Annotated in this window: 14 protein-coding genes; 6 read left to right on the top strand and 8 right to left on the bottom strand. The window is 49.5% G+C overall.

From position 1 onward, the window contains the following. Window positions 1–43: 43 nt before the first annotated feature. The 4 genes from lpdA to pdhA all read right to left on the bottom strand — a co-directional run bounded on the left by lpdA (window position 44) and on the right by pdhA (window position 5,012). Entirely contained in the window at window positions 44–1,453 is a 1,410-nt protein-coding gene (lpdA, locus tag V5G20_RS12950) for a dihydrolipoyl dehydrogenase (protein ID WP_003385718.1), read from the bottom strand. Window positions 1,454–1,459: 6 nt separating this feature from the next. Continuing rightward, window positions 1,460–2,836, bottom strand: coding sequence for a dihydrolipoamide acetyltransferase family protein (locus V5G20_RS12945; RefSeq protein ID WP_003385720.1), 1,377 nt, complete (start codon window positions 2,834–2,836; stop codon window positions 1,460–1,462). Window positions 2,837–2,942: 106 nt separating this feature from the next. Next, window positions 2,943–3,923 (bottom strand): alpha-ketoacid dehydrogenase subunit beta, encoded by a 981-nt coding sequence (locus tag V5G20_RS12940; RefSeq protein ID WP_003385721.1) that lies wholly within the window; start codon window positions 3,921–3,923, stop codon window positions 2,943–2,945. A gap of 3 nt (window positions 3,924–3,926) precedes the next feature. Beyond that, window positions 3,927–5,012: a pyruvate dehydrogenase (acetyl-transferring) E1 component subunit alpha gene (gene pdhA / locus V5G20_RS12935; RefSeq protein ID WP_003385723.1), complete on the bottom strand. Its 1,086-nt coding sequence runs from the start codon at window positions 5,010–5,012 to the stop codon at window positions 3,927–3,929. Between the two features lie 246 nt (window positions 5,013–5,258). Between pdhA and V5G20_RS12930 the strand changes: the two genes are divergently transcribed. Then, window positions 5,259–5,993, top strand: a complete 735-nt coding sequence (locus V5G20_RS12930; RefSeq protein ID WP_003385724.1) for an alpha/beta hydrolase — start codon at window positions 5,259–5,261, stop codon at window positions 5,991–5,993. Window positions 5,994–6,011: 18 nt separating this feature from the next. Here V5G20_RS12930 and V5G20_RS12925 read toward each other — a convergent pair whose 3' ends face one another. Continuing rightward, window positions 6,012–6,203, bottom strand: a complete 192-nt coding sequence (locus tag V5G20_RS12925) for a hypothetical protein (RefSeq protein WP_003385725.1) — start codon at window positions 6,201–6,203, stop codon at window positions 6,012–6,014. Window positions 6,204–6,452: 249 nt separating this feature from the next. Between V5G20_RS12925 and V5G20_RS12920 the strand changes: the two genes are divergently transcribed. Genes V5G20_RS12920 through V5G20_RS12910 form a run of 3 tightly spaced genes read left to right on the top strand, consistent with a single transcriptional unit; the run spans window position 6,453 to window position 10,340 of the window. Next, window positions 6,453–7,967 (top strand): spore germination protein, encoded by a 1,515-nt coding sequence (locus V5G20_RS12920; protein ID WP_003385726.1) that lies wholly within the window; start codon window positions 6,453–6,455, stop codon window positions 7,965–7,967. A 16-nt stretch (window positions 7,968–7,983) separates the two neighbouring features. After that, window positions 7,984–9,108, top strand: coding sequence for a GerAB/ArcD/ProY family transporter (locus tag V5G20_RS12915; protein ID WP_052259697.1), 1,125 nt, complete (start codon window positions 7,984–7,986; stop codon window positions 9,106–9,108). Then, entirely contained in the window at window positions 9,105–10,340 is a 1,236-nt protein-coding gene (locus V5G20_RS12910) for a Ger(x)C family spore germination protein (RefSeq protein ID WP_172920793.1), read from the top strand. Before V5G20_RS12915 ends, V5G20_RS12910 begins: the two co-directional genes overlap by 4 nt. 143 nt (window positions 10,341–10,483) lie before the next feature. On the opposite strand, the gene ltaE is transcribed toward V5G20_RS12910, so the two are convergent. Beyond that, window positions 10,484–11,521: a low-specificity L-threonine aldolase gene (gene ltaE, locus V5G20_RS12905; RefSeq protein WP_003385729.1), complete on the bottom strand. Its 1,038-nt coding sequence runs from the start codon at window positions 11,519–11,521 to the stop codon at window positions 10,484–10,486. Window positions 11,522–11,631: 110 nt separating this feature from the next. On the opposite strand from ltaE, the gene V5G20_RS12900 reads away from it, so the two are divergent. Beyond that, complete coding sequence (locus V5G20_RS12900; RefSeq protein ID WP_003385730.1) at window positions 11,632–11,934, top strand: HesB/IscA family protein; 303 nt, start codon at window positions 11,632–11,634, stop codon at window positions 11,932–11,934. Window positions 11,935–12,297: 363 nt separating this feature from the next. Here V5G20_RS12900 and istB read toward each other — a convergent pair whose 3' ends face one another. Then, on the bottom strand, window positions 12,298–13,041 hold the full coding sequence (gene istB / locus V5G20_RS12895) for an IS21-like element helper ATPase IstB (RefSeq protein WP_025846873.1): 744 nt from the start codon (window positions 13,039–13,041) through the stop codon (window positions 12,298–12,300). Then, a complete protein-coding gene (gene istA / locus V5G20_RS12890) occupies window positions 13,038–14,546 on the bottom strand; it encodes an IS21 family transposase (RefSeq protein ID WP_251256056.1) in 1,509 nt (502 codons plus the stop codon). Before istA ends, istB begins: the two co-directional genes overlap by 4 nt. A gap of 102 nt (window positions 14,547–14,648) precedes the next feature. Here istA and V5G20_RS12885 point away from each other — a divergent pair, with 102 nt between their 5' ends. Next, complete coding sequence (locus tag V5G20_RS12885) at window positions 14,649–16,013, top strand: IS1182 family transposase (protein WP_338463466.1); 1,365 nt, start codon at window positions 14,649–14,651, stop codon at window positions 16,011–16,013. Window positions 16,014–16,076: the final 63 nt, after the last annotated feature.

Here is a 16,076-nt window from a genome sequence, read left to right as displayed (position 1 = left end):
AAACCCCGCATCATTTCAGGATGCAGGGTTTCCATAAACGAATTTACTTCATCACATGAATGGGGCGACCCAAAGCCAGCTCCGCTGCTTCCATCGTCACTTCACCCAAAGTTGGATGCGCGTGAATGGTCAGCTCGATATCTTCGAGCGTCGCACCCATTTCAATCGCAAGACCGATCTCCGCAATGATGTTGGAAGCCTCTGGTCCGACGATTTGCGCCCCGAGTACCAGGTTGGTCTCCTTGTCGGCGATCAGCTTGACGAAGCCTTCACCCGCATTGACCGAAAGCGCGCGGCCATTGGCAGCAAACGGGAAGCGTCCAGATACGTACTCGATGCCTTTTTCCTTCGCTTCACGCTCGCTGATCCCTACGCTTGCGATCTCAGGGTCGCTGAATACGACAGCCGGGATTGCTTTGTAGTCGACCTCTGCCGGGTGTCCAGCAATTGCTTCGGCAGCCACTTTTCCTTCATAAGAAGCCTTGTGGGCCAGGGCTGGTCCTTCAACGATGTCCCCGATCGCGTAGACATTCGGGATGCTGGTTTGACCTTGCTTGTCTACGACAATATAGCCGCGGTCAGTCAGTTTCATGCCGATATCGCGTACGCCGAGCTCGTCGGTGTTCGGACGACGGCCAACTGTCACGAGGATATATTCAGCTTCGACTTGCTTTTGTTCGCCTTTTACCTCAGCCGTAACGACAACGCCGTCTTCCTTCTCTTCCATTCCTTGTGCCAGCGCTTTTGTATGAATCTCCACGCCCAGCTTTTTCAGCTTGCGGTCAACGAGGCGGGTCATTTCCGCTTCGAAGCCCGGAAGGATTTGATCAGAACCTTCCAGGATGGTTACCTTCGTGCCGAATTTGGCAAACACGGTACCCAGCTCCACGCCTATGTAGCCACCGCCGATTACGACCATGCTCTTTGGAATTTCCGTCAGTGCAAGTGCTTCCGTCGAAGACAGCACACGCTTGCCGTACGGGAAAGCCGGCAACTCGATCGGACGGGAGCCGGTCGCGATGATGCAGTGGTTGAAACGGTAGCGGTTTACATCGTAGCCATGGAATACCCGGACTTCGTTCTCGCTCACAAACAGAGCTTCGCCGGGGATTACCTGGATTTTGTTGCCTTTAAACAGTTTGCCGACGCCACCAGTCAACTGGTTGACGATGCCTTTTTTCCACTCCTGAACTTTGGCAAAGTCTACCTTTACGTTTTCCATGGTAATGCCCATGGCATCTGTATGTTGAGCATGCTCATACGTATGAGCTGCATGGATCATGGCCTTGGACGGGATGCAGCCGACGTTCAGACATACGCCACCGAGCTCGGCTTTCTCTACGACAGCCACGGTTTTGCCCAGCTGGGCAGCGCGAATGGCTGCCACATAACCGCCGGGACCGGCACCGATGACGAGAACGTCTACCTCTGTTGTAAATTCTCCTACTACCATCGCTTGTTATCCCTCCATGACGAGCAGTGTTGGGTTTTCCAAGAGCTGCTTCACGTAGTTGACGAATCGCTGAGCAGGTTCGCCGTCGATGAGTCTGTGGTCAATGCTGAGCGAGAGCGACAGCACTTGGCCAACCACGATTTCACCGTTTTTCACAACCGGTTTTTCACTGATGCGGCCTACGCCGAGGATCGCAGCTTCCGGATAGTTGATGATCGGAGTAAAGAACATGCCGCCTGCGGAACCGATGTTTGTGATGCTGAAGGTAGAGCCTTTCAGCTCGTCAGCGGACGCTTTGCGGTCGCGTGCCTTTGCAGCCAGCTCGCTGATTTCGCCAGCGATTTCAAAGATCGATTTGCGCTCGGCAGCCTTCACTACCGGCACAACCAAGCCTTGGTCCGTAGAGGTAGCGATACCGATGTTATAGTATTTTTTGTAAACAATTTCTTGTTTTTCGTCGTCGATGGAAGCGTTCAGTTCCGGGAACTTTTTCAGTCCTGCGACAACAGCCTTGACGATGAATGGCAAATAGGTCAGCTTTACGCCGCGCTGTTCAGCCAGCGGCTTCGCGTCTTTGCGCATAGCGACCAGCTCTGTCACGTCCACTTCATCAAAGATGGTGACGTGCGGAGCGGTGTAAGCAGATTTAACCATTGCTTTGGCAACCGCTCTGCGAATGCCTTTGAGAGGCACCCGTTCTTCGATTTCGCCAGCTTGTGCCGCGTAGTGGACAGTCGGAGCTGCCGCTGCTTGCTGTACGCCAGTTGCTTCCGGAGCATCAGAAGCCACTGGTGCTGCCGCTTCAGCTGCTGCAGGAGCAACTGCTGCTCCGCCAGTCAGGAAGCGGTCGATATCTTCACGCGTAATGCGGCCGAGTTTGCCTGTGCCTGGCACATTTGCCAGCGCAACGCCTTTTTCACGAGCGTATTTGCGTACAGACGGCGTAGCCAGTACGTGTTTGCGATCGATTGGTGCCGCGGTTGCTGTCGCTGCAGGTTGTGCGAGCGGAGTATCCATTGCTTGGTTTGCGTTTGCGCTTACCTGGGAGCCAATATCGCAGCCCGGTTCCATTTTCTCTTCGACAGCCGGTGCTGCTGCTTGACTGTCTCCATGACCATGGTCAGGGAGATTCGGGATTTCGCCCTCCACGTCAAATTCGATCAGCGGATCGCCGACTACGCAGACAGTGCCTTCCGTAACTTTCAGTTCCAGTACCTTTCCTTTTACAGGAGATGGAACTTCCACTACAGCCTTGTCATTTTGCACTTCCATGATAACTTGGTCTTCTTCAACGGTATCCCCCGGCTTGACATGCCATTTGACGATTTCGCCCTCATGGATGCCCTCGCCAAGCTCCGGGAGTCTAAAAGTAAAACGACTCACGCTATCTCCTCCTCAATGAGGTTGTTTGTACAAGCATAACTATCCATTATGGAAAAAGAGTTGCCTAAAGAAGGCGGAAAGCAATCTCTTTCCGCCGGGTATGTGATTAAAAATCGAGTACTTGGGTCAAACCGTCTACGACGCGTTTCACATCTGGCAGCCAGATGTCTTCTGCTTGTGCGAACGGGAAGATCGTATCCGGTGCAGTAACGCGAAGCACTGGCGCTTCCAGGTGCAGAATGGCGCGTTCGTTGATTTGAGCGATGATTTCGGCAGCTACGCCGGATGTTTTTTGCGCTTCCTGCACCACGATGGCGCGGTTGGTTTTCTTCACGGACGCGACAATCGTGTCGATGTCGATCGGGTTTACTGTGCGCAGGTCGATCACTTCCACTTTCGCGCCGCGAGCTTTTTCCAGCTCTTCAGCCGCTTTCAGACTGGTATGAACCATAGCGCCGTAGGTGATGATGGTAACATCGCTGCCCTCTTTCACTACGTTTGCTTTGCCGAGTGGAATGGTGTACTCGCCTTCCGGTACTTCCTGACGGAAAGAGCGGTACAGTTTCATGTGCTCCAAAAATACAACCGGATCGTTGTCGCGGATGGCAGAGATCAGCAAGCCTTTTGCATCGTACGGATTGGATGGGATGACCACTTTCACCCCAGGCGTTTGCATGATCAAGCCTTCCAGCGAGTCAGCGTGCAGCTCAGGCGTTTTTACCCCGCCGCCAAAAGGAGAGCGGAAGGTGATCGGGCTGTTGTAGCGTCCGCCGGAACGGAAACGCATACGTGCCGCCTGAGAGGCGATCGCGTCAAATGTCTCGAATACGAAGCCGAAAAATTGGATTTCGGCAACCGGACGGAATCCGTTGACGGAGAGGCCCACAGCCAGGCCGCCAATTCCGGACTCGGCAAGCGGCGTGTCAAATACGCGCTGCTCGCCGAACTCGGCTTGCAAACCTTCTGTTGCACGGAATACCCCGCCGTTTTTACCCACGTCTTCACCGAAGACGAGAACGGTTTCGTCGCGTTTCAATTCAACGCGCATTGCGTCCGTAATGGCTTGAACCATTGTCATTTGTGCCATGGGTTATTTCGACTCCTTTGCCAGATATTCCGCCTTTTGCTCTTCCAGTTCAGGCGGCAGTGTTTCGAACATAACGTCGATGAGGTCGCTAACTTTCATTTTCGGCGCTTCGTCCGCTTTCTTGATCGCGTCAGCAACCGCTTGTTTTGCTTCTTCGATAACCGCTTCCTCGTCTTTTTCGCTCCACAGCCCTTTGTTTTCCAGGAACTTGCGGAAGCGGATCAGCGGGTCTTTTTGTTCCCATTCGCTTTGCTCTTCGCCAGTACGGTAGCGAGTCGGGTCGTCACCAGCCATTGTGTGCGGACCATAGCGATAAGTAAGCGCCTCGATCAGAGTCGCTCCCTCGCCGTCAATACCGCGTTGCTTCGCTTCGCTCACAGCATGGTACACGGCAAGAATGTCCATACCGTCTACGCGCGCGCTGGCGATACCGGCAGCTTTTGCTTTTACAGCAACGTTTTCAGCAGCTGTTTGCTTTTCAAACGGCACGGAGATAGCGTATCCGTTGTTTTGCGAGAAGAAAATGACTGGCAGCTTGTAAACGCCGGCAAAGTTCATCCCTTCGTAGAAATCACCCTGGGACGTTGCGCCGTCACCAAAGTAGTTGATCGCTACGCGTTTTTCACCGCGGAGCTTGTAGCCCATCGCAATACCTGCAGCCTGTGTACATTGAGCAGCGATGATGATTTGCGGCATCAGAACGTTGACGTCTTCTGGAATGCGTCCGCCCTCAATGTGACCACGGGAGTAGAGGAAAGCTTTGTGCATTGGAAAACCGTGCCATACCATTTGCGGAATATCGCGGTAGCTTGGCAGGATGAAGTCTTCTTTGGAAAGGGCAGCCTCGGAACCGATCATTGCGGCTTCCTGGCCGGCAACCGGCGCATAGAAACCAAGACGGCCTTGGCGGTTCAAGCTGATTGCACGTTGGTCCCACACACGGGTAAAGACCATTTTGCGCATCAGATCGCGCAATTCATCATCAGAAAGCTTGGGCATGAGATCAGGACGAACAACGGTACCGTCCGGAGCAAGAATTTGCAGCGGAGTGTTGTTACCCGTTTGTTCAACAGCAGTAGTCACGCTCATCACATTCACCTCGTCACTGGATTATAAAGCGGGAAAGGTTAATTGCGCAGAAAGTCGCCGTGTTGAAAGTGCTTACAACCACTTTCGCACAACCCTGTTATACCTCAGATAAAATAACTGTTCAATGTGTTATAGTATTGATATTACAGGGTTTATTTCCTTCCTGTTATCATTTACTATAAAATCTGTATCAGTTTTTTTCAAGGATTAGTTTGGAATTTCGTTTAGGAGTTGAGATGAAATCCCATGTCAGACTATGTAAAAAGAACGATTGTCAAAGAAGAAATTCCCAGCGTCTATTTGGATTCGCCCCGCTCCGTAAAGGTATATCTCCCCCCCGGATACAACGAGCTGCTCTCCTATCCCGTCGTCTACTGCCAGGATGGGAATGATTTTTTTACCATGGGTCGGATTGCCACGATTGCCAATCAACTGATCCTCGACGAAGGAGTGCCGCCCTTTCTCGTTGTCGGCGTCTCCGTGGAGAGAAGCAAACGGACAAGCGAATATTCCCCTATCGGATCGCGGCACGAGGGGTACAAGCGTTTCTTTATAGAAGAATTGATCCCCTACATCGAAGAGCGTTATCCGGTACGGAAAAATCCGGAAGCGCGCGTGCTGGCGGGCGATTCGCTTGGCGGAACCGTCTCCTTGCACATCGCTTTGGACGAACCCGCTCTCTTTCCGAATCTGCTCTCCCTGTCGGGGGCGTATTTCCAGCCTACTTTGGACCAACTGTCCGCTGCAGACGACCTTTCTTGGCTGAATGTCTGGATGGTGGTTGGACTGGATGAAACAACTGTCGAAACACACATGGGAACCTTTGACTTTGTGGAATGGAACCGCAAAACAAAAGACATTTTTGAAAAAAAGGGCGCTTCGCTTTCCTACCGGGAGAAGCCGGGAAACCATGTCTGGGGCCTGTGGCAAAAAGAATTGCCGGATGGCTTGCGACACTTTTTTCCGGCCTCCGATCTGTAGTTGTCCGCCTGCAACCGTCTATAGTCCGTTGATCTCCCGAATATCGGCGTAGCTGTAGTAACTGCCATCCGTCAGGAACAATCCCTGGTGGGTGGCTTTTTCGATTTCTCCCGCTACTTGCCGTTCATCGCTCAGGACAATGTTGACAACTTTGCTTTCGTCCCGCTGCATCTGATTTTGGACCTGCTGACGCTGTTTCGCGGAAATCATTTGAATCCCTCTTTCCCTTTTGTTGGATACTCGTAGTATTCCTTTGCAAAGGTCGATTTACTCCCCTGCTCTCATCAGGTGAGCGCCTTGTTGCCCGGCTGACTGGTGTCGATTCGCGAGGCCCCTACTATGCCGCGGAGCTTCTTTCGCTTGAGTGAGATGGCACATTTTGGGGCAAACTCTACCCAAACTCGCAAATCCGAGCTTGTCATTCGGAGCTAAGAATTCACCTGGAAAGGATTCACCCAGATGAAGCCGTATGCAAAGTCCCACTCCCCGGAGCTTGTCCCCTCTCTCAGCGACAATCTGGAGCATATCTTGACGCTGCTCGGAAACAGCTCCGATATCGTTTATAGAGAAATGTCCTTGGGCGAGACAGAACGCAAGGCTGTCGCCATCTATGCAAAAGGGATGGTTGACCAGCAATTTTTGTACAGTCAAGTATTCGGGGTGATCTCCCGGCGCTTTCTCACAGAGGTGGAGGCCAGTCCCCCAGACTATCCGCAAAACCTGAAACATTTTGCACAGCATGCGAGCACATTCGGGGATATTTCAGTGGTATACAAATCTGATCAATGTGTCTCGGAGATATTGGCCGGAAATACTTGCGTTCTCTTCGACGAGTATCCCGGCGCCGTCATATTTGGAACGGCTAAGGACAAGTCCCGGCAGCAAGAGGAGCCTGCCAGCGAAGCCCTCGTACGTGGTCCGCGGATCGGTTTTGTAGAAGAGGTGAATGAAAATACAGCGATTCTCCGCCGGCGGTTGAAGGATCCCCATCTGACCTTTGAATCTTTATTTTTGGGCAGGCGGGCACGAAAAGAGGTCATCATCTGCTATCTGCGCGGGGTAACGAATCCGGATCTGGTGAATGAGGTAAGACGGAGACTGCAAAAAATCGACATCGACGATCCGATTGAATCCGGGTATGTTGAGAACTACATTCAGGACAACCCCTATTCTCCCTTTCCGCAGGTTCAAAATACGGAACGGCCGGATCGCGTGGAGGGCGCGCTTTTGGAAGGCCGGGTTGCGATTCTGATCGATGGTACGCCTTTTTCACTGATCGTCCCCGTAACGTTCCCCATGCTGATGCAATCGCCGGAGGATTACTACGACCGCTGGATTCCCGCTTCACTCATCCGCATGCTCAGGACATTGGCGCTATTCTTTGCGCTTTTCTTGCCTGCGTTATACGTAGCGCTCGTCTCCTACCATCAAGGACTCATCCCGACGAAATTGGCCATCTCTATTGCGGGTACGCGAGAGGGAGTTCCGTTTCCCACCATTGTGGAAGCGATGTTTATGGAAATAACCATTGAGCTCTTGCGGGAGGCTGGTTTGCGCTTGCCAAAGCCTGTCGGTCAAGCAGTGGGAATAGTAGGGGGCCTTGTCATCGGACAATCCGCTGTCGAAGCGGGTATCGTCAGCCCGATCATGGTGATTGTCGTTGCGTTGACGGCCATTTCGTCCTTTGCGTTTCCACAATACCCTGCTGCCATCGCGATACGTCTGCTTCGTTTCGGGATGATGCTGGCCGCCTCTATTTTCGGTCTATACGGGATCATTCTCGTATTTGTCTTGATCACCTCTCATGTGGTAAGACTCAAAAGCTTTGGCATCAATTATGCTGCTCCATATGTCCCCAATCGTGTATACACGTGGAAGGACCTGTTCCTTCGCTTGCCCTTGCAGACGCTGTTAAAATTCCGGCCAGCGATGTTCAAGCCGCTCGACCGAAACCGTTCCGATCAATCAAAGTAAAGGAGAGTGGGCTTTCGTGAGTTCCCTTCGGATTTCTCCTTTTTCACCATTCCAGCTGACGATTACAACTGTTTCTACCATCATCGGGGTAGCCATCCTTACCCTCCCCCGCGTCATCGCTGAAGAGGTGGGAACGCCGGATGTCTGGATCGACGTTATCCTTGGGGGAATCATTACTGCGGTCGCGGCAATGATTTGCCTGCATCTAAGCAACTGCTTTCCGGGTGAGACCTTTTATATTTACAATGTGCGCATCGTAGGAAAAGTACTGGGGACTCTGATCAGTGTTTTGTACATCTGCAACTTTACGACATTTGGGGCCTTTGAAGCGCGGGTGCAGGCGGAGGTTGTCCGTCACTTCCTATTGGACGAAACCCCTCTGGAGGTAACCATGCTGGCCTTTATACTGGTTGGCTTTTATTTGGTGTCAGGCGGTTTGAATGCGATCATTCGGATCAATGAGTTTTATCTCCCCATCACCCTGTTGATCGTGTTTACGATTCTCTTTCTCAATTGGAAAAACTTTGAGTTTGACAATATACGTCCGTTCCTTGAAAACGGACCGTCAGCCTTACTCCCGGGCATCCTCCCTACCGCCCAGGCCTTCTCAGGTTTTGACGTGATCCTGTTTCTTGTGGCCTATACGCGCAATGCCCAAAAATCAACGCTCCCTATACTGCTCGGCTTTGCACTCGTCACACTCATCTATATGACCATCGTCATCATGGTAATCGGCTCCTTGACGCTTAACGAAGTGATTACCTTGACTTGGCCCACGATGGAATTCGTAAAGCAGATCGAATTTCCAGGAGCTTTCTTTGAACACTTTGAAATCTTTTTTATCACCATCTGGCTGCTAAATATGTTTACAACGTTTTTTATTAATTTGTATTTAGCTTCTTTAGGAATTCACCTTCTCATCGGCTGGAATATCAAGCTCGTCATGTGTTTGCTTCTCCCCGTGATATACGGAATCGCGCTATTGCCAAAAGATCTCAACGGGGCATTGGAACTCGGCAAGAGCATTGGCTTTTTCTCTGTCCTTGTCTCGACCCTCATCCCGCTTTTTTTGCTTCTGATCGCGATAGCCAGAAACCGGCCGAAACACGATCAACCGGTTAATGAGGGGTCGAGACCATGAGCATGATGAAAGCCAGATCTCTGCCAATCTTAGTTACGCTCCTCCTGTGCAGCGCCATCGTTTCCAGCGGTTGCTGGGATCGTCGGGAGATCGAGGACCTGGGGATCGCCATCGGGATGTCCGTTGACCAGGCTATACAGAAGAAGCGGACCTCCGAGGAAGAAAAACAAATCGTTCACAAGCATAAAACGATAATGCCTATCTCCGTTACTTATCAGATCGTAAACCCCAAAATTATTGGGGGAACCTCAAGGGGAAACCCTTCCAACCAAAAGCCTTACATTAACATTACAAGTTCAGGGGATACGGCTTTCCAGGTTGCGAGAGAAACAGCTACTCGCATAGGTCGTCCGCCCTTTTTCATGCACTTGAAAATAATCATTTTGGGTGATCAGGTATCTCGTAAAATTAATCTGGCCCAATTGCTAAACATGAATTTGCGAGATACCGAGATGCGTCGTACCGTTCATCTGACCATAGCGGAGGGAAACGGGAGAGAGATTCTTGAAGCAAAAACCAAAAATGAAGACTTGCCCTCCTTCGAGCTGTTAAGCCTAATCGATAACCTTTCTAAATCCATTCATATCGCCCAGCCTATATCCATTGGGACAGTCTCGGAACAATTATCTGCCGACAGCAGCTTTTGCGTACCAAGGGTGGTTCTGCACCAAAAAGAAATGAAGCTGGCTGGCGCAGCCGTCATAAGCGGAAAAACCGGAAAAATGCTAGGGTGGATCGGCGAAGAGGAAACAGCCGGACTCAATTTGGTCCAGGGTACGGGAAAATCAGAAGAGGGCCATAAAGGCGGCATTATTGAAGCAGTCATCAAAGGGAGTAGAGATCCTTTTTCATATGAAATCGGAAAAATCCGCAGCAAGATCATTCCGATCGTAAAAAATGGACAATTGTCTTTCAGAGTAGACATCAAAGTGGAAGGGCGATTGGGAGAAGACTGGGCTCTAAACGAAAACGCTTTTGAAAAAGACTACCTCGATAGAGTAAATGCTGCAGTAAAAACAAGGATTGAACAGATAGTCAACAATACCTTGAAAAAAGCACAAAAGGACTTTCGCGTAGATGTAGCCGGCTTTGGAAAACAACTGCACATCCATTATCCGAAGGAGTGGAAGAAGCGAAAGGAAAATTGGGACGAGGTGTTTAGTCGAATACCAGTATCTCTCGACGTAACGGTAAAAACAGAGGAGTTTGCCTTGAAAGGCAAGAAAAAATGATCCCTTTTTCAAAGAGAACGTGCACCAGGGAAGTCTGCTGCACGTTTCTCTTTCGGTATGCTGGTGCAGCCCTTTGTGACCCTGCTGCCCGCTGCTCCGTTCTTCCTCCCGGAAAAGTCATTTGGTAAAAAAGCTTGGACGCGTCATCCCGTTGACCTTGATGGATGCAAGATCGCTTCCACTGCTGCCAAAGTGTTCTGAATATCCTGATCACTGATGTGACGATGTGTTGTAAAACGAACGACCGTTTCGTCAAAGTCGACAGCAAGCACCCCTTTTTCAGCCAGCTTGGCCAAAAATTGTTCGGCAGAAAGACCCGCTTTGTCCGTGTGAACCAAAACTATGTTCGTTTCTACCGGTTCGACATGCAGAGATAGCTTTTGCAAACCTACGGCCAAATCATGCGCTCGCTGATGGTCTTCCGCAAGCCGTGACGTCATTTCCGTCAAGGCGAGTATTCCTGGTGCTGCCATGTAACCGACTTGGCGCATGCCGCCGCCCAGCTTCTTCCTCCACCAACGCGCCTCCTGGATAAACGCCCGGCTCCCTGCCAACACAGACCCTACCGGTGCGCTCAATCCCTTCGACAAGCACACCTGAACACTGTCTGTATACCGGGTAAGCCCGGTCACCTCGCAGCCCAACGCGACAGCAGCATTGAATAATCTGGCGCCATCCAGGTGGACAGGTACGTTGTTACGATTTGCTACTTCGTATACGCTTTTCATCTGTTCAGGGCGGACGACCGCCCCTCCAGCGCGGTTATGTGTATTTTCCATGCAAATCAAACGGGTCCTCGGAAAATGGATATTGACCCCGCGAATTGCTTTGGCTACCTCCTGTGGAGGCAGTGCCCCCCTATCTCCCGCGATCGTCCTGGTTTGCACCCCCGCGAGAGCAGCCATTGCGCCTCCCTCATAGTAAAAAAGGTGGGAGTCTGCCTCCAAAATAACCTCGTCGCCATTTACACAGTGGGTAAGGACTGCCACCTGATTCCCTTGTGTACCGCTCGTGACAAACAGCGCGTCTTCTTTCCCCAATATCTCGGCCGCCACTCTTTCCAGGCGGTTTACAGTCGGGTCTTCTCCATACACATCGTCCCCTGCTTCTGCCTCATACATGGCACGGAGCATCGCATCTGTCGGCTTGGTAACCGTATCGCTGCGCAAATCAATCGGCATCTTTCTTCTCTCCCTTCTCTCTTGCCATTTTAACACTTTCTGCATTGCATCGGGATTTGGCAGTTTGCTAATATGGAGGAGTACGATACCAAAACAAGGGAGACTGACCCATGAAGGTAAAAATTACTCGCAACGCCGCAAAACAATTGAAAGCCATTTTGGACCAAGAAGAGGATAAAGAGTTGAAGCTCCGCGCATACATAACACATGCACACGGTGACCATGCCCATTACGGCTTGGCATTGGATAAACCGACCGACGAAGATACCGTCGTTTCTACCGACAAGGAAATCGACGTAATCGTCAAGAAAGACGAGCCGTTGCTAGACGGCCTTGTTATCGACTACCTGTATACACCACAAGAGGGATACGTGCTTACAAATCCTTCCAAAGGAAATCACGGCGATCATTAATGGCTCCCTTGTCCCCGCTGCGAGTCATCAGCGGGGTTTTCTTGAGAATGAATTGTTTTGGGAAAAAGCTGTTTTTGTAAAAGCTGCTAGGAACCAAAAAAAGAGACATCTTGTCGATGTCTCTTCAGCCTGTAGACAAAGTTCCGTAAGGAACAGGGTCTGCAGGCTTTTTTGTTGAATATAGAACATGTTACGTTTTCAAAAGTTATTTTTTAGAGGTGGCATTATGCTTAATAAGCAAGAGGCCGAAGGGCGTTATCAGATATGTGAATGTCAATCAAAATGTTGACCACCGTGCTCATCAAAAAATTGACCACCATGGCAAAAATCAATCCACCCGTCGGGTGGGTAACTTTTTCATGATCACGATCTTTGAATGCTCTGCTTAAAGCGATAGCTGTCTCCATTCATTGCAAAGATATGGGCACGATGGGTAAGCCGATCAACCAGGGCTGACGTCATTTGCTCATCTTTGAAAATCTGTGTCCATTCCGTAAATTCCAGATTACTGGTAATGATCATGCTTCCTTTCTCATAGCGGGCCGCACAAAATTGGAATAATAACTCCGCCCCGGTCCGACTCAGAGGGACAAACCCGACTTCATCCAAAATAATCAAATCTGTTTTCAACCATTGCCTCTCTAGCTGGAGGATTCGCTTTTGGGACTGAGCTTCCATAAGCTCGTTACATATTTTAGCGGCAGTCCAAAACTGAACGGAATAGCCATGATGGCAAGCTTCCTTCCCGAGTGCAATGGAGAGATGAGTTTTGCCAGTGCCAGAGTTTCCGATAAACATGATGTTCTCTGCCTTTTCGATGTACTCACAACGAGCCAGTTGAAGCAATTTGGGCTTATTGAGGGACGGAATCGCCGAGAATTCAAATTGATCGAGCGTTTTCATAGAAGGGAATTTGGCGTGCTTGATGCGACTCGCGATTTGGTTAGCATCCCTTTGCTGAACTTCTTGCTCTAGTAGGGCTAAGAGGAACTCCTCGTAGGGAATTTGCCGTTCAGCAGCATCATGGGCGATTTCCTTATAGACACGTTTAATCGCAGGTAAGCGAAGGCGTTTCGCGTAGGTTTCAAGCAGGAAACTCGTACTCAATGAACCACACTCCTTTTCTGTAACAAACGATTGTACTGGCTAAGATCTGGGGCCTTTACCTGAATACGTGGAACAGAGCTATCCTCCGCCAACGAGAGTTGGGGCAAACGGTGTTCCGGCAATGTTCGCTGAAACAATAATTGCCTTACGGCATCATACTGGAACATCCCTTTTTGGCAGGCCTCCCCCAGTGCTTCTTCGACGAGAGAAGTATCGAATTCACGGTGCAAAAGCAAGAGTCGAACGAACTCCTTCATCCCTCCTGGTCGGTTACGGCACTTGTCCAAGAACTTTTGGTAAATGGCGGGTAATCCTGCCTGATGCAATGGTCTAGCATAAAGAACTGCTCCTGGGCGAATAAGAAGTAAATCCAGATAATGATCGTATTGCAAAATCTCCTTTCCTTTTTCCAAGCACCGCTCATGCGTCGCAATCAGGCTTTTTCCGTGATACACCTCAATTTTTTCAGCAAATACTCGGCAAATAAGTTGGGTCGATGCATAGGAAACCGGGACGGAATAGGCATTTTTTTCAATGTGGATCATGGATAGCGTATTGCTTTTCACGGGTACAACACGGAAACAATCCAATGGCCGTGGAGGCAATGGAAGCATGATGGGCAACTCTTGAACAAATGCTTCTCCAACCGTTAGGGAAGACCGGGGAACGGTTGTATTCTCGTAAGAGATACATTTTTCGAGGAGGATTTGATTTAGCTCCTCCAGAGAAGAAACACTAGGAACAGGTGCAAAAAATTGCCTCTGGGCAAACTGTACGAGGTTTTCCACTTGGCCTTTTTGATGCCCTTTTCCCGGATCACAGAAATAGCTTTCAAACAGGTAGTGGGCACGTAGCTGAATAAATCGCTCTTGTTCCTCGCGATTTTTGCCTTCCAATACCTTCTTAACGGCTGTTGTCAGGTTGTCGTATGTGATGACTTGGGGAACAGCACCGAAAAATTCAAAAGCATCTACATGACCTTGGAGAAGAGCCTCTTGCTTCTGATGAGCAAATGTCTTGATGAAAATCTTTCTGCTGTATGTGCAACGCATACAAAAGACTTGAACCTTCACTTGTTTCCCTTGTAAATGAACCGTAACCTCACCCCAGTCAAATTGGGCAAATCGCCCTGGCGGGAAATCAAGAGGGACAAATGCTTTAGGAGGAGAAACCCGCAACTCTCTGACGTAGCGTCGTACAGTAGATTCACCGCCGGTGAATCCATGTTCGTCAACGAGTCTCTGGTAAATACGTTTGGCAGTATGACGCTGCTTCGGGGGAGCCTGTTCATCTTGACGCAGCCATTCCAAGATGATGGGCTTGACAAAATCAATGACTGGCTTCGGCTTCGGTTTTGAAAGCTGGTATACAGGGATTTCCGTTGATGTCAAGGCTTTTCGTATCACTTGACGCGAGTAGCCAGTTTCGCGAGAAATTTGACGAATCGACTTCCCTAGCAGAAAGTGTTGTTTCCTGATAAACTCATAATTAGCCATCTGAAGCATTTCCTTTCCTCCTATATCTTGTTGTCTAGACAACTACAAGATACAGGAAAGAGGTGCTCAGGTGGTCAACTTTTTTATGAGCGATGTACCACTAGGTGGTCAATTATTAGATTAGCATTCACACAGATATCTGCATTCTCGCTAGATGAGTTGGTGCCAGAAGATCATCTCGTAAGAAAAATTGAAAATGCAATCGACTTTTCGTTCATCTATGACTTGGTGGAAAGCCTTTACTGTCATGACAATGGCAGACCCAGTGTTGACCCTGTAGTCTTAGTTAAAATTGCTTTCATCCAATATATTTTTGGAATTCGTTCCATGCGACAAACGATTAAAGAGATCGAAACCAATGTTGCCTATCGGTGGTTTATTGGCTATGATTTCAGTCAGCCCATTCCCCATTTCACGACCCTAGGCAAGAACTATGTTCGCCGTTTTCGGGATACTCAACTCTTCGAGTCGATCTTCCTTCGAATATTGGAGGAGGCGGTTCATCATGGATTCGTGAAGCCTGATGTGCTTTTCATTGATGCTACGCATGTAAAAGCCAGTGCGAATAAGCATAAATACGTGAAAGAAATCGTTGAAGAACAAGCGAAGAAATATCAAGAGCTGCTGGACGAAGAAATCAATCAGGATCGTATTGCACATGGAAAGAAGCCCCTTGAAAAAAAGACAGAAACTTCGAAGAAGGAGGTGAAAGTCAGCACAACTGACCCGGATTGCGGATTGTTTGTAAAAGGGGAAAAGGAACGTGTATTTGCTTATAGTTTTCATACAGCATGTGATCGAAATGGATTTGTGCTTGGTGCCAAGGTAACGCCAGGCAATGTGCATGACAGTCAGGTTTTTGAGGATGTTTTGAATCAAGTGCGAAAGACGTTTGCACAGCCTCAAGCTGTGGCAGTGGACTCGGGATACAAGACGCCTTACATCAGTAAAACACTCCTTGATGACCAGATTCGCCCCGTTATGCCCTACACAAGACCACGCACCAAAGAAGGTTTTTTTAAAAAGCACGAATATGTGTATGATGAATATTTCGACTGCTACATCTGCCCGAACGAGCAAATCTTAACATATGAGACAACAAACAAGGATGGGTACCGTATCTATCGATCAAATTCTCAAGTTTGCCGAAGTTGTCCGTTCTTGAAACAATGCACGGAAAGTAAAGACTACACAAAGAGAGTGAGTCGCCACATCTGGGCTGATTACCTCGAAGAGGTAGACCACCTCCGGCATACCGAGGAAAACAAACAAATCTATAGCAAACGGAAAGAAACGATTGAACGTGTATTCGCTGATATGAAGGAAAAGCATGGCATGCGTTGGACGACCTTACGAGGACTGGAGAAGGTCACGATGCAGGCGATGCTTGTTTTCGCTGCCATGAACTTGAAAAAAATGGCGACCTGGCTATGGAAATCAGGTCGCCAAAAGGTGAACGATCAAAAGGGACTGTAAAATATTCTGTGTAAACTCTCAAAACCTATTACAATAAGAGAAAGGTTGGTTTGAGAGGATGAC

The sequence above is a fragment of the Brevibacillus borstelensis genome (assembly GCF_036700025.1).
GTDB lineage: Bacteria > Bacillota > Bacilli > Brevibacillales > Brevibacillaceae > Brevibacillus > Brevibacillus borstelensis.
The sequence above is the reverse complement of the archived record's forward strand: the minus strand, read 5'-3'. Positions and strand labels throughout refer to the sequence as shown.